The sequence below is a fragment of the Petrimonas sulfuriphila genome (assembly GCA_038561985.1).
GTDB classification, from domain to species: Bacteria; Bacteroidota; Bacteroidia; order Bacteroidales; family Dysgonomonadaceae; genus Petrimonas; species Petrimonas sulfuriphila.
In genome coordinates this window covers 2,671,352-2,694,424 of sequence record CP073276.1, presented here as the reverse complement: position 1 = coordinate 2,694,424, position 23,073 = coordinate 2,671,352, and the positions used below count along the sequence as shown (strand labels likewise).

The following is a 23,073-nucleotide window of genomic DNA, read 5'->3' as shown; positions in this document are numbered from 1 at the left end:
AATTATGAGATTAAAAATGAAAGTAACCCGTTTGTTTGCACTCATGTTTGTTCTGCTTATCAGCTCCGTGACGAGTGCACAGCCATTAACGAAAGTTTTCAGCAACGAAACGTTGAAAAATGTTTTAAAAGAAATTGAAAATCAAACCGGCCTGTCTGTTATTTACAGAAACAGCGATTTGAATGAAAGCAAGAGAATCACCGCATCGTTCGACGATGCCTCTCTTTCTGAAGTAATGAACGCCATATTGGACGGCAATTTGCAATACAGCATTCAAAACAATATTCTTGTTATTTCCAGGAAAGAAACAACACCAGTAACGGAAGTTGAAAAGGTCCAACAAGGAAAAACCATTAAGGGGAAAGTTACGGATGCAACGGGAGAACCCATTATCGGAGCCACCTTAACCGTGGCAGGGACTACAAAAGGAACTGCAACGGATTATAACGGAAACTACATTATTGAAGGTGTTTCCGATTCCGATGTGATTTCCGTATCGTTCATCGGTTATATTTCACAGGAACTTTCTGCCACAAGCCCCCAACTCTCCAATATTGTTTTACAGGAAGACAACAAATTACTGGAAGAAGTTGTGGTTACGGCTTTGGGAATAAAGCGGGAAGAAAAATCACTGGGTTATGCCGTGCAAAATGTCTCCGGAAACTCCTTGCAAACCATCAAAGGGGTAGATATGACAGCTTCACTGACCGGAAAAGTTGCCGGACTTGTAATTAAGAACTCAACTGAATTTAATGGAACATCGGGAATAGAGATGCGTGGGGAATCTCCGCTTTTAGTTATCAATGGCGTGCCCTACGGGAACATGTCGCTTCGTGACATACCGGCCGACGAAATTGAAAATATAACCACTCTGAAAGGGGCCACGGCTGCCGCATTGTACGGTGCGAGAGGCTCGGCAGGAGCAATTATGATAACCACAAAGCGTGGAGCAAACAAAGGGTTGTCTATTGATGTCAACAGCAATACGATGTTCAGGGCCGGTTGGGTAGCCATACCTAAGGCACAAACCTCATACGGCCATGGTTTGAATGGAGAATTGGCCGACGATTATGTCTGGGGACCTAAACTTGATATAGGCAATACAGCTCTTCAATGGAATCCGACTACCAAACAAAACGAAGTGATGCCACTGGTTTCGAGCGGGAAAAATAATTTTCGCAATTTTCTGGAGCCCGGATTGATAACAAACAACAGCATTAATGTAACACAAACCGGGGAAAACGGTTATTTTAGAACAGGACTTAACTATGTGTATAACAAAGGGCAATATCCCAACCAAACACTCAACAAATTCAATTATTCACTTAGCGGTGAAATAAAATTGGGAGATAAATTACTGGTAGAAAGCCAGATGGGCTATATGCGTTCAACGGCTCCCCAGATTTGGGGAGGTGGATATGGTAATCAAGGATACATTTACCAGATATTGATGTGGACAGGACCCGATTATGACATTCGTCAATACAGGGATTATTGGGTTACGCCCAATGAAAAACAAAACTGGCTTTATAACGCATGGTACGATAATCCTTATTTGATTGCCTATGAGAAACTGCTGGGAGTTGAAGAGAATAAGTTAAACGCAAGCCTTACCGTGAACTACAATATCCTGGATAATTTAAAAGTTATTTTCCGGAACGGATATGATTTCTATAAGAATGAAGATAAATTAAGAAATCCTGCCGGCATATATTCCACCAGAGGCCCATCCGTCAGCGGCAATTATTGGGGCTGGAACGGGAAAGGCATGTACGGTATGAACCAAAGGTGGGGACACAGTATTAATAGCGACTTAATGCTTACATATAACAAATCTTTCGGAAAATTTGATTTTGATTTATTGACCGGAGGAAGCCTGTACTACTACCAGGACAGGTATCAGGGAGCCAGGACGGCAAATGGACTGGCGGTACCCGGATGGTACTCATTGGCCAATGCTGTACCCTCCACGGCTGCAGGTGTTAATTCCATAGAAAATATTGTAGGCACATATGCACGCGAAGTAAACAGTATATACGGAAAGTTATCACTGGCATGGAACAATGCAATTTATGTAGACTTAACAGGAAGAAATGACTGGAGTTCAACACAGCCGAAAGAAGAGATGTCCTATTTCTATCCTTCCGTTGTAGGAAGCGTTGTATTGTCTGAATTTTTTCAGGCACCTTCATGGCTCAGCATGTGGAAAATCAGGGGATCATGGACAATTGCCAAATCTCCACTGGGGGTATACGAAAACAACCTGCCTTACAGTACATACAATTCATGGGGATATATCGGAGCTTCGCTTGCCGCCAATTTAAAAGGAACCGATCTTCTCCCTTCGGAAACCCGCACCTGGGAGACCGGTACGGCCGCGTACTTCTTTGGCAAAAGACTATACCTGGACATTGCCTATTTCGATAAACTTTATTATAACAGGCAAATTAAACAAGACATTGCTCCATCTTCCGGTTTTAACAGCACACTGATTAATACTGAAGAAACCTATGCCAGGCGAGGTGTTGAAATTACGGTATCGGGCAGCATCATAAAAAACAAGGAGTTCGAATGGAACTCCATGATTAACTATTCAAATCAACACAGGTACTATGTGGATATCGATCCGGTATACTCGCAGAAAGACCAGTGGACCAAATCCGGCAAAAGACTGGACTATTACGCACAAACAGAAAAGGTGCTCAGAGATCCTGAAGGCAATATGATCCACAGTGCTGATGGAAACGTGTGGTTAAACAACTACAGACAACTGTACGGATACAGAGATCCCAACTTTACCTTTGGCTTTATCAATAATTTCACCTGGCGGAATTTAACTATGGGTATTAGTTTGGATGGCCGCATAGGGGGGTTAATGGATAATTACATATATGGCAAGATGTTTGATACTGGATCGGCTCCGGAAACAGACACCCAAGACCGTTACGATGAAGTGGTAAACGGGAAAAAATACATAGGGAAAGGGGTAAAAGTCATCAGCGGCACAGCAAAATATGATACCGATGGCAATATTATTGAAGATACACGGCAGTATGCCTCCAACGACATTCCGGTGAGCTACCAGGAATATATGAGGTTGTGGGGTAATTCCTGGGAAGAACGTATTCGCAACCAAACGTTCATTAAGTTAAGGGAAGTATCTATTGCTTACAGTTTTCCCAAAAAATTACTTGGCAAGACCTTTCTCAATCAAGCTTCTATAGCGCTTACCGGACAAAATTTGCTTCTCTGGACTAAGGATTTTAAATATTCCGATCCGGATGTAGGTTCAGAAGACATGAATGCCCCCTCACAGCGTATGATCGGTTTTGATCTTAAAATTGGCTTTTAATTAATCAAATAAACTTTATAATTATGAATGCAAAACTATTCAAAATAACAGCTACTTTGTTGGTTGCAGTTTTCATCGGCAGTTGCAGTAATTTTGAAACAATTAATACAAATCCCGACCAACCTTCAGTAGCATCTGCACCCTGGCTGGCCACCAATCTGATAACAACAGTGACGTCGTCCGCTACGTCTACCACAAAAGGATTTACGGAACCTTATCAGCAAGCCAAATACTTACTTTTTACCGAAAGGAAAGAAGGTACACAATACAACTATATGGGAAGGGCAAATTTTTCCAGCAGGTTGACCGTCCTAAAGAATGTAAATCCCATGATTGAATATGCTAAAAAACTAAGCCCGGAATTAGCAAATTCATACGAAGCATTGGGCCATTTTATCCGTGCCTGGCAGTTTTTTCATCTCACCATGTCAGTAGGAGATATTCCGTATTCAGAGGCTATCCAGGGCAATGAAGGAATTATCAAACCCAAATACGATACTCAAAAAGATGTATTCAAAGGAATCCTAAATGAGTTGGATCAGGCCAACGACTTGTTCTCCAAAGGAACTGACATATCGGGCGATTTTATTTACAAAGGCAATGTCGAAAAGTGGCGTCGTCTAGTTAATAGCTTTGAGTTGTATGTATTGATTAACCTGTATAAAAAAACCTCCGACAACGACTTAAACGTCATTGCCAAATTCAAGGAAGTGGCACAACGTCCGTTAATGAGAGACTTTAACGATAATTTTGCCATAACATACAATACCTCCAAAGGATATTGTTATCCGTGGAGCAACACTCCCACAGACCTGAATCCGTTCACTCAATACACCATGCTTTCCACAACCTATATAGACTTATTGAAACAGAATCAGGACCGTCGACTGTTTTACGTGGCAGAACCTGCCGAGTCACTCCTAGCACAAGGCAAGATTGCTTCGAACTTTGATGCATATATTGGAGTGGAGCCATCAGATGAATACAACAGCACCATTGACAAGAAAAACATGAATGAATACAGCGATCTAAATAAGAGATACGTAGAATCGGCCACAGCGGAACCGGTAGGGCTATTGTGCCACTGGGATCTTGAATTTATTTTAGCTGAAGCCGCAGTAAGAGGATGGATTGACAGTGATGCCCAAACCCACTATGCTAACGGGATTAGGAGTTCCATGAGATTCTACGCACACTACGTGCCTGATAACTACACACACAACGTTAGTATGGACGATCCATACATTGCATCTTATCCTGCTTCTGTAGCACTTGCGGGAAATACGGAAAACAAAATCAAACAAATAATCAGCCAGAAATACATGGCGGGATTCTTTCATAATGGCTACTTGGCATGGTTTGAGTTCAGACGTACAGGTTATCCTGAATTTGTTTTAAATCCTAACTCAAATATGAATCCGACGGATAATACAAAATTTCCAACGAGGTGGCAATATCCACAAAACGAGATTAACTACAATACCGACAACCTCAATGAAGCCGTTCAACGACAATATAACGGCAGTGACGACTTCAACGGTATCATGTGGATATTAAAAGAATAGCTTCACCTAATAAAAACCAAAAGGCGTTTACTACTTTCGTAAACGCCTTTTGATTTTTTACTTGGTTAATCTTTACAACTCCCTGATTTTCACGTTACGGAACCAGATGGCATATCCGTGATCTTGCAACCCGATATAACCTTCCCGGGAAACACCTTCCTGGAATCCGGGAAAACTTTTGAACTTGCTGTTTTCCACCATTCTGTCCCAATCTTTTGTCCACAAGGTGTATTCAACTACTTTCACCCCGTTTTGCGTATGGGTAACCTTGCCGTTGTCCACCCGAATAACAATCGTGTTCCATTCCCCGTAAGGGTTCACGGTCTTTGGATCCGCAGGCAGCATATCGTAAAGCGATCCGGCGAGGTGACTGTCTATTTTGTTGTCGCTAGCATTCTCGTTATCCAGAATTTGGACTTCGGGCGCCGAGCTGTAAATGGCCCTCCCTTTTTCTTCGCGGACGTTGTAGAAAATACCGGAGTTGGCCTCTTTTTCGGCCTTCCAGTCAATGGAGAGTTCAAAGTTTTTGAATTTACTGGCGAAGTAAATCAGATCGCCTCCTACCCCTTGCCCCGGACGTGCATTCGGGGCCGTAAACACTTTCATGGTACCGTCTTCGATGATCCAATTCTCAGGCACACTGTTCCCGTTATACTGGCGCCATCCGGTAAAATCTTTTCCGTTAAATAAAAGTGTCCATCCTTGTTTTTCTTCTTTGTTGGTCAATTCGTTCACTTTTGCCGTGCGCGTTGCTCCACAGGAAACAAGGAAAAGAATTGATAACAGGTAGATCCATGTAGTTTTCATTGCTTAAAATTTTTTAATGATTCGTTATTCGTGTTTTTTCTGACCTTTATTTCGAAAGCTTTCACGGGATTTGTCTCCAGCAAAAGCCGCACTTCTTCACGGGTAAAACCGTTGTTCAACAAGGCAGGGACAAGTTCACGGAAAAGAGCCGTATATCCCCGGACTTCGCCACCGCCGGGCTTCGCCGGATCGTACCAGCCGGCATCGTGCGACAGAAGTACTTTATGCAACAGATTTTCATTCTTCATCCCGGTTATCATCTTGATGTAATCCGGAATGTTGTCCTCGTTCAGCCCGTCCAAGCTTATCCAGGCACCCAGACGGGCTGCTTCCGCACGTTTTACGGAATCCTTTTCAGCTTGCGCATGTACCCAGATAAAAGCGTCGGGCGACACCCCTTCTTCTTTCAGAACGGAGAGTTGCTCAAATGCCAGAGACGACGGACCCGTATGGGATGCGATAACCAATCCGGTTTTAAGGTGGGTTTTGGCGGCAGCCGATATCAACTTGGTATTCATTCCCGATAAGTTTGTACTATTGACCCCGATTTTGATAAACCCCGGTTTAACGGTTGTGCCGTCTATTCCGTGTTCCCATTCGTTTATCCATCTTTCGGCCAACTGGCCGGCACTTTCATCGAAAGCAAACCGGGGGACGAACTTGTTGTCCACGGCTCCGTAAAATCCGGTGTTGGTAAGAATATTAACGCCCGATAATTTCGACAGCTCCTGCAACAGAAGGACATCACGCCCCAAATAATCGGGAGTGCAATCCACAAAGGTCTGGCAACCCGACTCCTTCGCTTCCAGCAAAAAAGGCAACATTTTTTGAACGACCTCTTCTCTCTTCCACCTGTCGGCGGATAGGGAGTCAGCACCGATAAAATCAACCAGAAGATGCTCGTGCGTGAGAAATACTCCCGCTGAGCTGGATGGGATTATCCCGTTCACCGTCATCACCTGCCCGCTCCCTCCTGAAAAATTGCAAGACGAAAAGAAAAGCAGGACGAAAAGAATAACTGTTTCTCCCGGATTAAATTTCAACACCCTTATATGAATTTGATATTCGATGATTGATTCTACAAATATAAAACAAAAAAAGTGGGAATTGATCCCACTTCCTTACTTTTTTAAAAAACCGCTTATTAATGGTACGTATGCTCTTCGGCACTGGAGGATATTTCAATTTCCCGAGCGATAAAAGACTCATTTCCTGCCTCATCCGTGCAATAGATTGTAAAATGATAATGTCCTTCCCGGATGGGCTTCCCGTCAATTTCTGCGGGAATCACCATGTGGTGGTGATGAAGCCTGGCTTCTCTTTTTCCCGCAATAGGCTCGTCTCCGAGTTGAATAAAATCGGCTTCCAGCCAGGTTTTTTCAAAAGCAACAACATCACCGGCCGCACGTGTTGCCGCACTGTGGCTGTGCCCGTCAAATGCTCCGTGTATATTGATTTTATACGACTTTAGGGCAACATTGTCCGTTAAGACCGCATCGAAGTGAATATCGGATCCGGGCTTGATGCCTTCCTCTTCTTCAGGGGCAATTAATTTAATTACAGGCCTTTCGGCGTCAATCGACTCTTTTTCACACGATAAGAAAACAAAGGCGCTTATCGCTAAAACTGTTGTAAAAAATACTTTTTTCATTGTTTGATTAATTTAAAAGGGTATTTTCAAAATAAACTGGATGTTTCGTCCCGGCTCGGGGATATTTAACTTCCGGTAATAACTCAAGTGATTATAAAAAGGGGTGTCGAAAATATTCTGCACCTGAAAATCGGTAAAAAAGCGGAAATCACCCACCTTCCAGTTCATGCTGCAAAGCAAGTTGAACAACGACGTCCCCGGCGTTTTTTCCTCGTTGTTGGCAATACGGTTCTGTGCGAACACGGTTTGGTTCTCCAGACTGGCCGAATACTGGATTAACGGGCCCTTTCCGTGATTGGAATAAATCAGTGCCAACAACATATCCACAGGTGGTGAAAAAGGCAACGGATAACCGTTGTCGATATTCCGGTTGTAAACATATTCCCAATTGGCTGACAACAAAAGGTTCTCGGTAAAACGATAGGCCGCTTCCAGCTCTCCACCTGCCAGAAACACACGGGACTGGGTATATTCGTAAATCTGTCCGGCATGTGGCAAAACCGACCATTGCCCCGTAGGGTTCAGGTAAATATAATTGGGGAAGTAGGATGCAAAATGATTGATGGAGAGGTTTAATCGCCGGTTCTTGAGGGAATAACCAAGGTCATATTGCCAACCGGTTTCGGGTTTCAAACTGTTGTTTCCTTTCTCGTGACGGAAAGCTCCGTGATGCACCCCGTTGGATGCCAACTCATTGGCAGTAGGAAAGCGGAAGCTTCGTCCAATGTTTATCTTTAGTGAACTCAGTCGGTTTGGGTCATAGACCGCCCCCAGCGCCCCGGAGAACGAATGAAAATTCTTTCTTAAGGCATCGGCACGCTGGGCGTAATACCAGACATCATCAGCATCATATCCGCCAAGTTGCAGGAAATCGGCCAAAGTGTCGTCGTAGAAACCGCGAATATTCAATTTCCCGGAATCGAAACGCACCCCTCCGGTAAGCATCAGTTTCGGGGATACCTTATACGAGGTTGCCGCATATGCTCCGGCGGTATATCTTTCAAAGTCAGGCATCAGAAAAGAATACCCTCCCACCCTGTTTCGCTGGATTTCCACCGACATGCCTGCTGTTTTTGTCCAGAACGAATCTTTGCCGAAAGACAGCCGGGAGTTGACGGACAATGTTTGCAACGAGAAACTTAATTCCAGGTCGGGGCTGACTTGTGGGGGAGCTTGGTTGCCGTAATGCGTATGGAACTTCGACCATTCGGCACGGTTATTTTGCTGAAAACCGATATCGAAGTGCAAAGATGAATTGTCCCAGTCGATTTCTGTCCCGTTGGAGATTTTAAAATGATTGGAGGTACTGTATGGATACCCGATATTAAAAGAATTTCCGTCGGGGGTCAGCCTTTTCAGATCAGGGATACCGTGTGAACCGGGGAAAAAGCCGTTTTTGGAGAAAACATTGGAAATATGGGTCCACGAGCTGATGTTTTCCTGGCTGTAGTTGGCCGACAAAGCAGCGTTTAGTTCCTGTCCGGCGGTGTTTTTCATTCTTCGTCCATAAAGGGGCAGTTTCCACGTCAGGTAGGTAACCGTATCGACCGGAACGCGATAATCAGCGAAGCGTTGTGCCGTCAGGCGTCCGCGAAAAAACCACCTTCCCCTTTTTACGCTTGTCATTGCCGTTATTCCCGACAGATTATTGTTCGATTTGGCAATCAGGGACACATCCCCCCAAACCATGTTTTCCGAAGGGACATCCACCGGAAGGATCTCAATAACACCACCAATGGCATCGGAGCCGTAAAAAAGCGACATGGGCCCTTTGTGAATAAACACCTTATCCACGTCGTACTGGTCAATGTCAAGCCCGTGATCGGCTCCCCATTGCTGATTTTGCTGAACAACCCCTTTGTCTGCTACTGCTATGCGGTTGAAACCCAATCCGCGGATAACCGGCTTCGCCACGTTTGCCCCTATATCCATCGATGAAACGCCGGCAACCTTCGATAAGGATTTTGAAAAGCTGGCCGAATTGTTTTTCATGAAAAAGGACCTGTCAATTTCTTTTGCAGTGATGGCAGACAACAAGCGGTCGTGTCCGTTTTTCCCGTGCACGACTACTTCGTTCAACGAATAGGAGGTTGTTTCCAGGTGGAAGTGCAACACAGTGTCGGAAGTCAGGATGATGCTCGTCGTCAGCAACTCGTATCCGGTAAAACGAACCTCCAGGGTATGTGGGGTTTTTCCGGGCAGATCAACGGAAAAAGCCCCGTCCCTGCCGGAAACTGCGTAAATTTCATTCGGCCCCAGCACTACTATCGCTCCGGGAAGCGGCTCCTTGGACAAGGCATCGCAAACATACCCTTTCAGGGAGTAAGTCTGAGAAAACGACAACAAAAAACTTAAGGCGAAAGTCATCGCCAGAACAATTTTTTTCATTCAGGAGGAAGTTGTTACATCAGTTACAGGCAGCACAGACACCTTCTACAATCATCGAAACACGGTGTTGAACAAACCCTTGCGGCAATTCTATGTTTATCTGGCTTTTGTTTTGAATACAAAAGACCTCGTTGCAAACGCAGCAATGAAAATGGGAATGAATATCTTGTTCGTGGAAAGGTTTCTTGGAAACGGCATACCTGGTTGTGTTGTCCTGCAAAACAATCTTGTGGATAACACCGGCGTCCTCCAACGTTTTGAGCGTTCGATAAAACGTAACACGGTCAAAAAGATCGGGAAACGAAGTTTTTATTTCGTGTTCAGTCAGAGCCGTCTGGCTTCGAAGCAACTCATTGAGAATGAACTTCCGACAGGTTGTACTTTTTAAATGGTAATCGCGTAAAATATTCTCGACTGTCATAATGCTATAATCTTACAAATGCAACATTGTTGCAAATGTAACACTATTTCATTAAAATGAGGTATCCGGGTAATTTAAAAAATATTAAAATGATGGATTACCTGGCCCTCTCAATCCATTTATCGGCCAGTTCCGCATCGTATCCCAATTCTTTTGCCTTTTCGAAATCAACTCTGGCGGCAAACTTGTCAAACTGATCCAACCGAAGCCGGCCGCGTAAAACATAAAAATAGGGATTTGCCTTTTCGTCGCTTTCGACAGCGTGAAGGTCTGCGGCGGCTTTCGAGAACCGGTCGGTGTTCACGTAACATTCGGCCCTGTTAAGGTAATATGCCGAGCTCGGTTTTACAGTTGTGTTAATAATATCGGTATAAATTTTCTCGGCTTCTGTCCAGTTATCATCAAGCTTGAAGATCAACGCTTTGCTGAGCTTGGTGAACAAGTTGCCGGGGTCCGTGCTTTCGCAGGTTCTGAAATCGGCTTCGGCACTTTCCCGGTCGTTTTTTTCCAGGAACAGCAATCCCCGACGATAATAGGCCTCCACGTCTGACGGTTGTTTATCAATAATGGAGTTGTAATCCTCCATCGCCTCATCAAAACGGCCCAAGTCGCACAAAAGGGAAGCCCGGTTATGAAGCACCAACACCGGATCGGGGTTGTTCCCAAGGGATGCCGTGAATGAAATATAAGCGTCATCGGTCTGCCTGAGCTGACGTTGCAGGATTCCCAGATTCAACAGGAGCACAGCATTATTTTCGTTAGCCGGATCCAGCCTCATGGCTTTTTGCAAGGCAACAGCAGCACTGTCGAGTCGGTTATTTTCGATAAACTTTGCCGATTTGTCGATCCATCCGTTATAGGTATCGGTCTGGGCCGATATTGAAAAACTGCAAAACAGCAGAAAGAGAAAATTCAAAATATATTTCATTGTACTACCCGATCAAATGAACGACAAAATTAGCTCATTTTTTGTAACTTTGCGCCCTCAATTGCATTTAAAAGAAATAAACTATGTTATTAAATACTTTTGTATCTGCCGATTCTGCAGTAGTAAAAACCGGAGGAAAAGTTGCCGAGATGATCAAAGATGGCCGCTTTGAGGAGTTAGGACAACAATCCCTCACGTGGGGAATTGATTTCCTGGGTAAACTTGCGGTAGCTCTCCTCATCTTTTTTGTAGGGAAATGGATAATCGGTAAAATCCGAAAACTGGCAGACAAGATCATGTCGAGACGGCAAATGGATATCGCCCTGAAAGGTTTTCTAAAGAACCTGCTCGATATCTTTCTCTTCGTACTGCTCGTTATGTTGATCATAAACGTAGTCGGAACACAAACCGTCTCTCTGGCGGCATTGATTGCTTCGGCCGGCCTGGCGGTTGGCTTGGCGGTAAAAGACAACCTGGCCAACTTTGCCGGAGGCGTGATGTTGCTCTTCAACAAGCCTTTCAAAGGCGGCGACTACATTGAAGCGCAGAACCTGGCGGGAACCGTTCAGAGCATCGGTATTCTCTATACAACGCTAACCACAGCCGACAACAAAACCATTTACATACCCAACGGGCCGCTGTCGACCGGAAACATCATCAATTACAACACACAAACCACCCGGCGGGTAGAAATTACAGCGAGCATTGAATACGGAACCGATGTGGATGTAGTAAAAAAAATGCTGCTGGATATTGCCAACAGGCATCCGTTGGTGTTGAAAGATCCCGAGCCGTTTGCCCGGATGACCAAAATGAACGAAGATTCTATCGATTTCTCCCTGAGGGCCTGGGTGAATTTAAACGACTTCTGGAATGTTACCCACGACCTGAATGAGGAGGTATACAAAGAGATCAATGCGCGCGGCCTGGTGATCCCTTTCCGTCAAATGACCGTCCATCTGGCCAACTCAACTGAACAAAACGCCAATTAATGCCTGTTACCGAAAGAATAGCCAAGTACCGGGAGCTTGCCGAAAATCAGCTCAATGCTGCTGCCAGGTACAAGAAAGAACTCAATGCGAACAGTCTTTTACGATTCTTCGTCTTTTTGACCGGTTCAGCGCTTACCTATTTTTTTCATCAAAATACTTTGCTGGCTGTTCTCTTTGCCGCGGTAACCGGAGTTTGTTTCTTGGCCCTGCTGGCCAGGCATAAGAATTTACTGTTTAAAAAAGCCAAATCAGAAGCGCTGGCCCGGATAGCCGGGAACGAACTCCAGGCCTTTGTATACGATTTCTCGCCTTTCGACGGCGCACCGGAGCATGTGGATCCTGCTCACAGCTTCAGCTTTGATTTAGATATTTTTGGGGAAAGGTCTGTTTTTCAAATGCTCAACCGAACCAGCCTTGCCATGGGGAAAGAAGCTCTTGCCGGGATAGTAGGAAGTCCGCTTAAGGACAGCGAAGAAATCCGCATAAGGCAGCTTGCTGTAAAAGAGCTTTCGGAGAAAGAAGATTTCTGCCTCAGCTTCAGGACAATTGGGATGTTATCGGACGATAAATTATTCGATAATCGTTCCATCAAACAGCTTTGTAGGAAACAGGAACTGTTTCCCCGGCCTTCATTATGGAAAATTGCCACCTGGGTTGTTCCTGCTTTATACGTACTGGCCATTGCACTGGCGCTGGCCGGACTGACAAGCGGAGCGGCAATCACCTTGTTGTATTTTACAACATTGTTGGTTTCGGTTATCCCCATGAAGAAGGTGAAGCAGATCCGGTCTTTATTCGATAACAAGGCAAAAGTGCTGGAATCGTATGCCGACCTGTTAAAATTGATGGAAACGACCAGCTTCGAAAGTGTACAGTTACAGTCGCTGCAACAGTCGATAAAGAACGAACGGCAAAGTGCGTCAGCTGCCATTAAGCAACTGGCACAATACAGCCGGAACCTTGATCTGGCTTTTGCCGTACCCGTTTTTCTTCTCCTGAATCCTCTTTTTTTGTGGAATGTTGTTTACGCCCTGAAGATAGAACAATGGATGCAACGCCATGCTGTGGAAATCGAAAAATGGTTCTCTACACTGGCACAGGTTGATGCGCTAGTGTCCATGGGCACGTTTGCCGCAAACAACCCCGATTATGTGTTTCCCACGTTTGAGGAATCACTCCCTTTCCGGGCAAGAAAACTGGGGCATCCGCTCCTTCCGCGCCGTAAATGCGTAAAGAACGATATCAACGTTTTCCGGAAACCGTTTTTCATGATTGTTACCGGAGCCAATATGGCCGGGAAAAGTACTTATTTGCGTACTGTCGGTGTAAATTACGTGCTGGCAGGGGCCGGCCTGCCCGTTTGTGCCGAATCCATGAGTTATCGTCCGGGCCAGTTATTGACAAACCTGCGCACAGCCGATTCTCTGGTAAACAACGAATCCTATTTTTTCGCCGAGCTCAAACGGCTGAAAATGATTATCGAACGGTTGGAGTCGGGAGAACACGACCTGTTCATTATCCTGGACGAGATACTGAAAGGCACGAACTCTCACGACAAGCAAAAGGGTTCTTCCCAACTCATGAAACGGTTGGTGAAGTTAGGCGGAAACGGCATCATTGCCACACACGATTTAACGTTGGGAGAACTGGAGAATGAATACCCGCAAGAGATCGCAAACTTTCACTTCGACGCAAAAATTGAAAACGACCTCCTCTCTTTCGATTACAAGCTTCAGCAGGGAATTGCCCGGACCATGAATGCCTCTTTTCTGATGAAAAGCATGGGCATTACGGAATAGCGGATGAATCCTGAAAATGTTCGTCAGAACTCGGAATTGAAATGGAAGGCAATGTTTTTAAAGTCTTGCTGCGCCATCATTAACAGATAGTTTGATTCGGCCAGAAACACATCCCTACCCTCTTTATCTTTAGCCATGTACTGATATTTACGCTTTTTGAAATCTTCCAGTTGCGCCGCATCGTCACTTTCTATCCAGCACGCTTTATAAAGGTTAATGGGTTCCCAACGGCATTGCGCACCGTATTCGTGCAAAAGGCGGTATTGGATTACTTCAAACTGAAGCTGTCCGACGGTTCCGATGATTTTGCGGCCGTTAAACTGGTTGGTGAAAAGCTGTGCCACCCCTTCGTCCATCAGTTGCTCCACCCCTTTCTGCAGTTGTTTCGACTTCATCGGGTCGGCATTTTCGATGTACTTGAACATCTCCGGCGAGAAGCTGGGTAATCCCTTAAAATGAAGGTCCTCTCCAGCAGTGAGGGTGTCGCCAATTTTAAAGTTTCCGTTGTCGGGCAAGCCCACGATATCTCCTGCAAAAGCTTCGTCCAGAATCTCTTTTTTCTGAGCCATGAAGGCCGTGGGCGAAGAAAACTTCATTAACCGGCTATACCGCACATGCTTGTAATTGACGTTGCGTTCGAACCTGCCCGAACAGACCTTCACAAAAGCTATGCACGACCGGTGATTGGGATCCATATTGGCATGTATCTTAAAGACAAATCCGGAAAAGGACTCTTCGTAGGGGTCCACCACACGCTCTTCGGTCTGTACGGCCCGCGGTGACGGAGCAATCGCCACAAAACAATCGAGCAACTCTTTTACCCCGAAATTGTTGAGTGCCGAACCAAAGAAGACAGGCGCCAGTTTTCCGGCAAGGTACTCTTCCCGGTTAAATCCGGGATACACCTCCGATATAAGCTCCACATCGCTTCGCAGCTTTTCCGAAAGCTTTGCCCCGATATGCCTCTCTACTTCCGGCGATTGAATATTCAAGTGCACGGATTCCGTAACGATCTGTTTACTCGGTTGATACAAGTCGAGGCTGTTCTGATAGAGGTTATACACTCCTTTGAAACGTTCACCCATATCGATCGGCCAGCTCAGTGGCCGTACCGCTACCTGGAGCTCTTCTTCCAGTTCATCCAGGATCTCGAACGGATCTTTTCCCTCACGGTCCAGCTTGTTCACAAAGATCATCACCGGCGTATGGCGCATACGGCACACCTCCATCAGCTTGCGGGTTTGTGCTTCCACACCCTTGGCAATATCTACCACCACAATTACGCTGTCCACAGCTGTCAGTGTACGATAGGTGTCTTCTGCGAAATCCTGGTGCCCGGGTGTATCGAGAATATTGATTTTATAATTGCCGTACTCAAACCCCATCACGGAAGTAGCTACGGAAATCCCGCGTTGCCTTTCGATCTCCATCCAGTCGGATGTGGCGGTTTTTTTTATCTTGTTTGATTTTACAGCTCCCGCCACGTGTATGGCCCCGCCAAAAAGCAACAGTTTCTCCGTTAATGTGGTTTTTCCCGCGTCGGGATGGCTGATGATGGCAAACGTTCGCCGGCGTTGAATCTCTTGTTGTAATGTCATCTATTTGTAAGCTTTTCAATGCATCTCTCCAGCCCGTTCTCCCATTGCGGAATAACGACACGGAAAGCCGATTGAATTTTTGATTTATCCAATACGCTGTACATTGGCCGTACAGCGGCTGTTTTGTATTCGCAGGCAGGAACGGGATCTAACCGGCAACGGCCTACGGCAGCCAACTCTTTTATTTTTTCTGCAAATTTGAACCAGGTGGTTTCCCCCAGGTTGGAAAAATGATAAACGCCCGATTTCCACTCCTCACATTCAAGGATGACCAGAATCATCTCTGCCAGGTCGGCGGCGTAGGTAGGTGTTCCGTATTGGTCGGCAACGACGTTTAGCTTATCGCGCTCATTCATGAGGCGGAGCATTGTCTTCACGAAATTGTTTCCAAATTCGGAATAGAGCCACGAAGTACGGATAATTATCCACTCTTCGGCAAACTCCCAAATCGCCTCTTCGCCCTTCAGTTTCGATTTTCCGTAAACCGACAACGGATTCGTGGAGGCATCCTCTTTATAGGGAGTACTGGCCGTGCCGTCGAACACATAATCAGTAGAGATATGAATTATTTTTGCACCCGACCTGGCCAGGTTTTCCGCACCGGTGCAATTGATCCTGTACGCCACTTCCTCATCGGCTTCAGCCTTATCCACAGCCGTATAGGCTGCACAGTTGATGACGTACTCAATGGAGTATTCCGATACAAAGTGCTGTACTTGCCCCGCATCGGTAATATCCAGCACATCTGCGTCGGTATAGATAAACCGAAAGGGGGAATTTGTTTTTTCTGCCAGTTGTTTCAGTTCTTGTCCCAGTTGTCCGTTTGCACCGGTGACCAAAACGTTTTTTTGAACCAGTCCGTAAAAGACGGTCTGTTTCCGGGTGACAGTTTCCGTTCCGCCAAGATGTTTATTTGATCCTGTGTAGATAGCCATTACACTTTTCTTTTTACTTTTGCACAAAAGTACTACGAAAATGGCAAATTTCCACATAATTGAGACAGGTTATTTCTGGGCAGATGGCGGTGCCATGTTTGGGCCCATACCCAAAAAATACTGGCACAAACGGTATCCAAGCAACCATAACAACATGTGCCTGATGGCAATGCGATGCCTCTTCATTGAAACCGACCGACATAAAATACTGGTAGATTGTGGGGCTGGCGACAAGCAATTGAACAAGCTGAAGTTCTACCAGCCGCACAATTTGAAAGACCTGAGGGCAGAAATCGGAAAAATCGGCTATTCGCCTGACGAAGTAACCGATGTTGTACTTACCCACCTCCATTTTGATCACTGCGGCGGAGGAACGGTTTTTAACGGGAAACAGGAGGTTGTCCCTGCTTTTCCCCGGGCCACTTACTGGCTGAGTCGGGCGCAATGGGATAATTACAGAAAACCGATGCTTTACGAAGCGGCTTCGTTTTTCCAGGAAAACATTGAACCTGTCTTCGAGGCAGGACAACTCCGGCTGACAGAATCGGAACAACCGCTCTGTGAAAACGTAACCCTCAAGCTCTACGATGGACATACACCCGGACAGATAGTCCTCTTTTTCGAAAATGAGGGAGAAAAAATCGTTTTCCCCGCAGATGTTGTCCCTACTTCGGCACATCTGCCGCTAAGCTGGTTATCGGCCTACGACAATAACGCCGCACTGGCCATGGAAGAGAAAAAACGTTTTCTGGACGAGGCTAAGGCCCAAAATGCGACGCTCATCTTCTTCCACGATGCGTATTCGCAGATGGAGAAGATGATGCCTTCCCCGCATCAAAATAATCGTTGAAAAACAACGCCTGGTATTTAATGGCGTTTGCCCAATATTCCCAGTTATGTACACCGGGGCGCGAGATAAAATCGTGGGGTATATTCCGGTAAAGAAGTTCCTGATGTAACCTGACGTTTACTTCGTAAAAGAAATCACCGGAACCGCAATCGATTATTATTCTGGAGGAGTTGGGCGTAAGCAAATGCAACTGATTCATTACGGTGTTCTTCTCCCAGTTATCGGGGTTTTCACGTTGCGTGCCTAACCGTTTTGCCAGATCCCAGTTGTTGGGAAAAGGACGAATATCTACTCCACCACTCATACTTCCGCAAGCACCGTAGACATCCTGATGGCGAAATCCCAGGTACAATCCGCCGTGACCACCCATACTTAATCCGGTAATGGCGCGTCCTTCGCGTTTTCGGACGGTCTTGTAGTTCTTGTCCACCCAATCCACCAATTCTTTCGATACAAAAGTTTCAAACTTAAATGCAGGATCCACGGGACTGTCGAAATACCAGCTCCCGTAAGCTCCATCGGGACAAACGATAATCATATTGTGCCAATCGGCCAACTCTTTCACCGCAGGCACTTTGTTAACCCACCCACCGTAATTGTCGCTGTAACCGTGTAACAAATAAAGAACCGGAAATTCCGTTTCTTGCAAATAAGCATCGGGAATGATTACCACCGTTTTGATTTCTTTTTGCATAGAGGGGCTGAAGACATTGACCGTATCTACTTTTGAAGCGTAAAGCACTGCTGATAACCCTATTAAAAACAGGCTGCTGAATGAAAGACGTTTTATCATGATCGTGTGTGAATAAATTTTTTCCAAAGATAACCATTTGACCGCAATTGACATGAATTTTTTGAACCCATTGACGAAGCAATTGTTATACCTGAAATTAATGATTTAAAGAAATGGATATACAATTTAAAAGCAACAGCAACGGCATAGGAAGTTTTTTTATCGAGAAAGAAGGCAGGCAGATTGCCGAACTCGATTTTGAAGTGAAAAACAATCTTTTAAACGCTTATCACACCGGCGTCCGTCCCGAACTGGAAGGGCAGGGAATTGCCGGCAAATTGTTTGATGAGCTGGTAAAGTATGCCCGCAAAAACGGATATAAAGTCATTCCGTCGTGTTCGTATATCCTGGCAAAATTCCGGCGAAACCCCGAAGGGTTCAAGGATATCTGGCACCGCACAGATGATGAGCCCACGGGAGACGCATGTGGTGTTAAACCAAAAGGTTTTTAGTAAGTCAAAAAAACGTTTTAAGCATACGGAAAACTTTTAAAAACACCTCCTTTAACTATGGAATTAAACGTAGAAACCATCAGTGCCGTGGCGCTCGGCATCGGATTGAGTGCCAGTACCGGGTTCCGGGTGTTCATACCGCTTCTGGTTGCCGGATTGGCTTCGCATTTTGGGATTTTGCCGTTGGGGGAGAGCTTTTCGTGGATGAGTTCTGTTCCGGCATTGTTAAGCTTTGGCGTTGCGGCTGTCGTTGAAGTATTGGCGTATTATATTCCTTTTGTTGACAACTTGCTGGACAGTATAGCCACGCCTTTATCAGTGGCAGCAGGCACGCTGTTGATGACATCGGTTTTCCCTTCCGACAGTGAGTGGATGAAATGGATAGTAGGGTTTGTCGTGGGCGGGGGAGCAGCTGCCACCATTCAAAGCGGAAGTGCCGTAACCCGCCTTCTATCGACTAAATTCACTGCCGGGGCAGGAAATCCCGTCGTTTCAACCGGAGAAGGCGTCGCCGCCACCGGTTTTTCAATCCTGTCGCTGTTCACGCCCATCCTGGTTGCCGTTATCCTGGTCATTTTTGTGGTGGTTGTATTGCGGCTGGTATATAAAAATTTGCTCAAAAAAAGAAAATTAACATCACATCAGGGAGACTGAGTTTCTTGTGTCTCGGATGACATACAATTACAACATTAGAACCGCATGAAAATATCATTTAAACTACTGATTATACTATTATTGCCGTTATTCTGCGCTCAAGCAAATGCACAACAGACAGCATACACCCGGCACGGCACTAAAGTATTTCTATACGACGACGGGACATGGGAATATGCCCACCAAACTGAAAATCCCGCGGATATAGAAATTAATGAATCCGGAAGCGGAATGTCGGCTGAAATAATCATCAACGATGATTTACTGTTCAGCATACATAACGGCATGTTGGATAATTTCGAGGTCTTGAGAAGAAATGGAGTCCGACTGTATGACAATATGAGTGGAAAGTTAAGAAAGATAGGTCCTTATGACCTGGAATACGAGTTTTCCACGGATAGGTTGAAACAGGTGGGACCGCACAGGATTGAATATGATTTCAGTTCAGGAAGAATTATCCGGATCGGGAATTACCGCATAGAATATGACTTCCGTACAAACAAAATATCACGCGTAGGAGACACCTTGTTTGAATACAGTTTCTTTAACGGTAAACTTACCGATATAAAGGGGCATACCCCTGGTGTAAGGATAACTATTTTCTGAAATTATCCCGAAGCTTTTATTTCAACAAAAAATTCCGGATTTTGGCATGAATATCGGTATTTTCCATAATTCCGATAAACTCCGATGCTCCCGGGCCGTAAGCAAAGATGGGAACCATGACTCCCGTATGTCCGCCCGTTGCATAGCCACCCTTTACCATTCCCGTTTCAACGGAACCGTCAAGAATAGCCATCCCTCCGGTCTCGTGGTCAGCAGTAACGATGACTAACGTTTCCCCGTTACCGGCAGCAAATTCAAGCGCTTTACCTACGGCCTGGTCAAAGTCCAACACCTCTTCAACCACTTGAACGGTGTTATTTCCGTGGCCGCCAGAATCGATAAATGAACCTTCCACCATCAGAAAAAAACCTTTTTCATTCTGCTGCAAAACACGAATAGCTGTTTGTGTGGAAACCGGGAGCATATTCCCGCGTTCCGATACGCGCGGATTCCCTTTTGGCGCCGTTAGGCCGGCTAATTTTTTCCCTTTGAAATTTTCAATTCCGCTTAACTCCCTTTCTACGGCATAGCCTTTACGGACAAGGTCATGCAACAGGTTACGCCCGTCCGCTCTGTTAGCGAAGAAATCATACCCTCCACCGATAAAAACATCAATATCGGTTTTGAGAAAGTCGGTAGCAATATCTTCCTCCTGGCTTCTGCTCGGCTGATGTGCTATGAAGGATGCCGGTGTTGCGTGGGTAATGGAAGAGGTGGATACCAGTCCGGTCGCTTTTCCCTGTTCCGACGCTTCTTCAAGAATTGTTTTTATCGGGTTCTTATCGGGTCCCACACCTATAGCTCCATTGTAGGTTTTGGTTCCCGTGGAAATGGCAGTGGCTCCTGCTGCCGAGTCGGTTACGTACCGGTCGGCCGACGAAGTTTTTGAGAACCCGATATATTTACAATTTTCGATAAACAAACTTCCCCTATTTGCGGTGAGCCCCGCAAAAAGTTGCGAAACTCCCATCCCATCCCCAATAAAAAGAATAACGTTCTTCGGTGTTTTGTTTACGAATGACGAGGGGAAGGATTTAACGGCATACGCTTCCCCACCCTGATACAACGTAACGTCTTTGGTTTTTTCCTGTGCAAAAGAGCTGAAGCTGCAAAGCAACATCACTCCCGCAGCCAATGCGATTGTTACCTGTCGTTGTTTCATAATCTACTTTGTTATAACAATGATTCGGGATCTAAATTGTCGTGTTCAATATCCAGAAAATACTTATAAGTGCCTACTCTCAGTTCGGCACAGGCATCGTAATCGCAGACGATAATCCCTTTTTGATGCAACTGCAGCGCGCTGATCGTCCACATCTGGTTGATGGGGCCCTCAACAGCATGATACAGTGCACGCGCTTTGTGATGGCCGTTCACCAGAATCAACACCTCTTTAGCATCGAGAACCGTCCCCACTCCCACTGTGAGAGCCGTCTTAGGCACCTTGTTCACATCGTTATCGAAAAAGCGGGAATTGGCGATGACGGTATCGGTTGTGAGCGTTTTGATTCGTGTACGTGAGGAAAGTGACGACCCCGGCTCATTAAAGGCGATGTGTCCGTCGGGGCCTATCCCACCGAGGAACAAGTCTACGCCACCGGCATCTTTCATGGCATCTTCGTACGCCCTGCATTCGGCTTCCGGATCCTCCGCCATACCGTTGAGGATATGCACATTTTCCTTCTTGATATCGATATGGTTGAAAAAGTTTTGCCACATGAACGTGTAATAGCTCTGCGGATGGTCTTTGGGTAAACCTATGTATTCATCCATATTGAAAGTTATCACGTTCTCAAACGACACCACGCCTGACTCGTACAGCTTAATCAACGCTTTGTATGTCAAAAGCGGTGAAGAACCGGTAGGAAGCCCCAATACAAAGGGTTTTTCCGAAGTTGGATTCGCCTTGTTAATTTTTGCAGCGATGTAGTTTGCTGCCCACTGTGCCATTTGGTTGGCATCGGATTGAATAATTAGTCGCATATATTTTTAAAAAATAATAAGTTATAATTGCAAATCGTTAATGGTCAATGACAGGTAGTCTTATGCGGTATGACGGCATCGCCCGAATGAAGCCTCTCAGCCATAGCCTTACCTAACGCATACGCATTTTCCATCACGTTTCTGTTCAGTGACTGCTTCATCTCCACCGACTCACAAATCGTTTCGAACTCCATGCCTTCAGCAAATGCTTTCAACTCTCTTTTGGCTCCATCTGCCCAGGTATGTCCACTGAAAAAACTGAAAAATTTATTTTTCACGTTCCGGTTTTGTAAAGCCGACAACAAGCTTTCCACAGCCGGGTAAAGTTTATTGTTGTACGTGGGTGAGCCGATTATGAGCCCTCGATATTTAAAGATATCCCTCAACACTTCCGACTCGTGGCTCTTGGAAACGTTGTGCATAATGATGTTCCTGGCGCCGTTTTCGGCTGCCGCTGCGGCAATGATTTCTGCCAATTGTTCCGTGTTTCCGTACATGCTTCCGTATGCAATGACCAATCCGTTTTCAGACTCGTACCGGCTTAACCGGTCATAAAGCGATACCACTTTTCCAAGGGTATCGGGTTGTGTCCACACAGGGCCGTGAGTAGAACAAATTGTATCGATTCCCATCCCGCTCAGTTTTTTCAGAGCTGCCTGTACAGGAGATCCGAATTTCCCTACGATGTTGGAATAATACCGAATCATTTCATCCCAGTACCACTCCGGATTGAGTTGTGTATCCGTCACCCCTCCGTCCAGAGTTCCAAATGTACCGAAAGCATCTGCAGAGAACAATGTTTTTGATTCTTTTACGTAAGTCATCATTGTCTCCGGCCAATGGACCATGGGGGTCAGGTAAAACTGAAGGTTGTTTTTTCCCAGGTTCAGTTCTTCTTTGTCTTCTATGACAACTACATTATCAGTAATACCGTAATACCCTTTCAGCATTTCTGCTGTACGGCTGTTCCCCACTATTTTTATCTGGGGATAACGGGTCTTAAGCAGTTCCACGGAACCGGAATGATCGGGTTCCATATGATTCACGATAAGATAATCGATTTGCTTATCCCCTAAAACGGAGTGAATTTTATTGAAAAAAACATCTGCATAACAGATATCTACAGTATCTATCAACGCAATTTTTTCGTCTTTTATGATGTACGAATTATAAGATACTCCTTTTGGTAAAGGCCAAAGATTTTCGAAAAGATGTTTTGTCCGATCGTTTACTCCGACGTAAAACAAGTTCTCTTTGATTTCAAATGGTTTGTACATTACAGTCTAAAGTATAAAGTTT

Annotated in this window: 20 protein-coding genes; 8 read left to right on the top strand and 12 right to left on the bottom strand. The window is 45.4% G+C overall.

Going from position 1 to position 23,073, the window contains the following annotated elements; genetic code table 11:
* The first annotated feature begins 16 nt into the window (after positions 1-16).
* Both KCV26_11340 and KCV26_11335 read left to right on the top strand, forming a co-directional pair.
* The gene (locus KCV26_11340) at positions 17-3,352 is read left to right on the top strand and encodes a SusC/RagA family TonB-linked outer membrane protein (GenBank protein ID WZX35893.1); all 3,336 of its coding nucleotides are present in this window, start codon (positions 17-19) and stop codon (positions 3,350-3,352) included.
* Between the two features lie 23 nt (positions 3,353-3,375).
* Complete coding sequence (locus KCV26_11335; protein WZX35892.1) at positions 3,376-4,917, top strand: SusD/RagB family nutrient-binding outer membrane lipoprotein; 1,542 nt, start codon at positions 3,376-3,378, stop codon at positions 4,915-4,917.
* A gap of 72 nt (positions 4,918-4,989) precedes the next feature.
* Here KCV26_11335 and KCV26_11330 read toward each other — a convergent pair whose 3' ends face one another.
* The 6 genes from KCV26_11330 to KCV26_11305 all read right to left on the bottom strand — a co-directional run bounded on the left by KCV26_11330 (position 4,990) and on the right by KCV26_11305 (position 11,112).
* Positions 4,990-5,724 carry a DUF1080 domain-containing protein gene (locus tag KCV26_11330; GenBank protein ID WZX35891.1) on the bottom strand — a complete coding sequence of 245 codons (735 nt, stop codon included), beginning with the start codon at positions 5,722-5,724 and terminating at the stop codon, positions 4,990-4,992.
* Positions 5,721-6,770: a hypothetical protein gene (locus KCV26_11325; GenBank protein ID WZX35890.1), complete on the bottom strand. Its 1,050-nt coding sequence runs from the start codon at positions 6,768-6,770 to the stop codon at positions 5,721-5,723. Before KCV26_11325 ends, KCV26_11330 begins: the two co-directional genes overlap by 4 nt.
* 98 nt (positions 6,771-6,868) lie before the next feature.
* Positions 6,869-7,375, bottom strand: a complete 507-nt coding sequence (locus KCV26_11320) for a DUF4625 domain-containing protein (protein WZX35889.1) — start codon at positions 7,373-7,375, stop codon at positions 6,869-6,871.
* A gap of 12 nt (positions 7,376-7,387) precedes the next feature.
* A complete protein-coding gene (locus KCV26_11315) occupies positions 7,388-9,763 on the bottom strand; it encodes a TonB-dependent receptor (GenBank protein WZX35888.1) in 2,376 nt (791 codons plus the stop codon).
* A gap of 19 nt (positions 9,764-9,782) precedes the next feature.
* Positions 9,783-10,184, bottom strand: a complete 402-nt coding sequence (locus KCV26_11310) for a transcriptional repressor (protein ID WZX35887.1) — start codon at positions 10,182-10,184, stop codon at positions 9,783-9,785.
* Positions 10,185-10,281: 97 nt separating this feature from the next.
* Entirely contained in the window at positions 10,282-11,112 is an 831-nt protein-coding gene (locus KCV26_11305) for a tetratricopeptide repeat protein (protein WZX35886.1), read from the bottom strand.
* 83 nt (positions 11,113-11,195) lie between these two features.
* Between KCV26_11305 and KCV26_11300 the strand changes: the two genes are divergently transcribed.
* Both KCV26_11300 and KCV26_11295 read left to right on the top strand, forming a co-directional pair.
* Positions 11,196-12,104 (top strand): mechanosensitive ion channel, encoded by a 909-nt coding sequence (locus KCV26_11300; GenBank protein WZX35885.1) that lies wholly within the window; start codon positions 11,196-11,198, stop codon positions 12,102-12,104.
* Positions 12,104-13,903 carry a hypothetical protein gene (locus KCV26_11295; protein WZX35884.1) on the top strand — a complete coding sequence of 600 codons (1,800 nt, stop codon included), beginning with the start codon at positions 12,104-12,106 and terminating at the stop codon, positions 13,901-13,903. The genes KCV26_11300 and KCV26_11295 overlap by 1 nt, the downstream gene beginning before the upstream one ends.
* A gap of 23 nt (positions 13,904-13,926) precedes the next feature.
* Here the strand turns inward: KCV26_11295 and KCV26_11290 are convergent, their stop codons facing one another.
* Together KCV26_11290 and rfbD are read right to left on the bottom strand one after the other, a co-directional pair.
* Positions 13,927-15,501: a peptide chain release factor 3 gene (locus KCV26_11290; GenBank protein WZX35883.1), complete on the bottom strand. Its 1,575-nt coding sequence runs from the start codon at positions 15,499-15,501 to the stop codon at positions 13,927-13,929.
* Positions 15,498-16,436 carry a dTDP-4-dehydrorhamnose reductase gene (gene rfbD, locus KCV26_11285; protein ID WZX35882.1) on the bottom strand — a complete coding sequence of 313 codons (939 nt, stop codon included), beginning with the start codon at positions 16,434-16,436 and terminating at the stop codon, positions 15,498-15,500. The genes KCV26_11290 and rfbD overlap by 4 nt, the downstream gene beginning before the upstream one ends.
* 40 nt (positions 16,437-16,476) lie before the next feature.
* On the opposite strand from rfbD, the gene KCV26_11280 reads away from it, so the two are divergent.
* On the top strand, positions 16,477-17,286 hold the full coding sequence (locus KCV26_11280) for an MBL fold metallo-hydrolase (GenBank protein WZX35881.1): 810 nt from the start codon (positions 16,477-16,479) through the stop codon (positions 17,284-17,286).
* On the opposite strand, the gene KCV26_11275 is transcribed toward KCV26_11280, so the two are convergent.
* A complete protein-coding gene (locus KCV26_11275; GenBank protein ID WZX35880.1) occupies positions 17,216-18,079 on the bottom strand; it encodes an esterase family protein in 864 nt (287 codons plus the stop codon). The two genes, KCV26_11280 and KCV26_11275, sit on opposite strands and share 71 nt — an antisense overlap.
* A gap of 113 nt (positions 18,080-18,192) precedes the next feature.
* Between KCV26_11275 and KCV26_11270 the strand changes: the two genes are divergently transcribed.
* Genes KCV26_11270 through KCV26_11260 form a run of 3 tightly spaced genes read left to right on the top strand, consistent with a single transcriptional unit; the run spans position 18,193 to position 19,791 of the window.
* Positions 18,193-18,531 (top strand): N-acetyltransferase, encoded by a 339-nt coding sequence (locus KCV26_11270; GenBank protein WZX35879.1) that lies wholly within the window; start codon positions 18,193-18,195, stop codon positions 18,529-18,531.
* 57 nt (positions 18,532-18,588) lie between these two features.
* The gene (locus KCV26_11265) at positions 18,589-19,185 is read left to right on the top strand and encodes a DUF4126 domain-containing protein (GenBank protein WZX35878.1); all 597 of its coding nucleotides are present in this window, start codon (positions 18,589-18,591) and stop codon (positions 19,183-19,185) included.
* A 45-nt stretch (positions 19,186-19,230) separates the two neighbouring features.
* A complete protein-coding gene (locus KCV26_11260; GenBank protein ID WZX35877.1) occupies positions 19,231-19,791 on the top strand; it encodes a hypothetical protein in 561 nt (186 codons plus the stop codon).
* A 16-nt stretch (positions 19,792-19,807) separates the two neighbouring features.
* On the opposite strand, the gene KCV26_11255 is transcribed toward KCV26_11260, so the two are convergent.
* The 3 genes from KCV26_11255 to KCV26_11245 are packed head-to-tail and all read right to left on the bottom strand — an operon-like array spanning position 19,808 to position 23,051.
* Positions 19,808-20,953, bottom strand: coding sequence for an alkaline phosphatase (locus KCV26_11255; GenBank protein ID WZX35876.1), 1,146 nt, complete (start codon positions 20,951-20,953; stop codon positions 19,808-19,810).
* Positions 20,954-20,964: 11 nt separating this feature from the next.
* On the bottom strand, positions 20,965-21,774 hold the full coding sequence (locus tag KCV26_11250; GenBank protein ID WZX35875.1) for a glucosamine-6-phosphate deaminase: 810 nt from the start codon (positions 21,772-21,774) through the stop codon (positions 20,965-20,967).
* 44 nt (positions 21,775-21,818) lie between these two features.
* Positions 21,819-23,051 (bottom strand): FprA family A-type flavoprotein, encoded by a 1,233-nt coding sequence (locus tag KCV26_11245; GenBank protein ID WZX35874.1) that lies wholly within the window; start codon positions 23,049-23,051, stop codon positions 21,819-21,821.
* Between the last annotated feature and the right edge of the window lie 22 nt (positions 23,052-23,073).

Bases quoted from the DNA above. Each gene is read 5' to 3' on its own strand.
- KCV26_11340 (WZX35893.1), top strand. From the start codon at position 17: ATGAAAGTAACCCGTTTGTTTGCACTCATGTTTGTTCTGCTTATCAGC.
- KCV26_11245 (WZX35874.1), bottom strand. From the start codon at position 23,051: ATGTACAAACCATTTGAAATCAAAGAGAACTTGTTTTACGTCGGAGTA.
- rfbD (WZX35882.1), bottom strand. From the start codon at position 16,436: ATGGCTATCTACACAGGATCAAATAAACATCTTGGCGGAACGGAAACT.
- KCV26_11275 (WZX35880.1), bottom strand. From the start codon at position 18,079: ATGATAAAACGTCTTTCATTCAGCAGCCTGTTTTTAATAGGGTTATCA.
- KCV26_11315 (WZX35888.1), bottom strand. From the start codon at position 9,763: ATGAAAAAAATTGTTCTGGCGATGACTTTCGCCTTAAGTTTTTTGTTG.
- KCV26_11290 (WZX35883.1), bottom strand. From the start codon at position 15,501: ATGACATTACAACAAGAGATTCAACGCCGGCGAACGTTTGCCATCATC.
- KCV26_11255 (WZX35876.1), bottom strand. From the start codon at position 20,953: ATGAAACAACGACAGGTAACAATCGCATTGGCTGCGGGAGTGATGTTG.
- KCV26_11295 (WZX35884.1), top strand. From the start codon at position 12,104: ATGCCTGTTACCGAAAGAATAGCCAAGTACCGGGAGCTTGCCGAAAAT.
- KCV26_11250 (WZX35875.1), bottom strand. From the start codon at position 21,774: ATGCGACTAATTATTCAATCCGATGCCAACCAAATGGCACAGTGGGCA.
- KCV26_11270 (WZX35879.1), top strand. From the start codon at position 18,193: ATGGATATACAATTTAAAAGCAACAGCAACGGCATAGGAAGTTTTTTT.
- KCV26_11265 (WZX35878.1), top strand. From the start codon at position 18,589: ATGGAATTAAACGTAGAAACCATCAGTGCCGTGGCGCTCGGCATCGGA.
- KCV26_11300 (WZX35885.1), top strand. From the start codon at position 11,196: ATGTTATTAAATACTTTTGTATCTGCCGATTCTGCAGTAGTAAAAACC.
- KCV26_11305 (WZX35886.1), bottom strand. From the start codon at position 11,112: ATGAAATATATTTTGAATTTTCTCTTTCTGCTGTTTTGCAGTTTTTCA.
- KCV26_11280 (WZX35881.1), top strand. From the start codon at position 16,477: ATGGCAAATTTCCACATAATTGAGACAGGTTATTTCTGGGCAGATGGC.
- KCV26_11320 (WZX35889.1), bottom strand. From the start codon at position 7,375: ATGAAAAAAGTATTTTTTACAACAGTTTTAGCGATAAGCGCCTTTGTT.
- KCV26_11260 (WZX35877.1), top strand. From the start codon at position 19,231: ATGAAAATATCATTTAAACTACTGATTATACTATTATTGCCGTTATTC.
- KCV26_11310 (WZX35887.1), bottom strand. From the start codon at position 10,184: ATGACAGTCGAGAATATTTTACGCGATTACCATTTAAAAAGTACAACC.
- KCV26_11330 (WZX35891.1), bottom strand. From the start codon at position 5,724: ATGAAAACTACATGGATCTACCTGTTATCAATTCTTTTCCTTGTTTCC.
- KCV26_11335 (WZX35892.1), top strand. From the start codon at position 3,376: ATGAATGCAAAACTATTCAAAATAACAGCTACTTTGTTGGTTGCAGTT.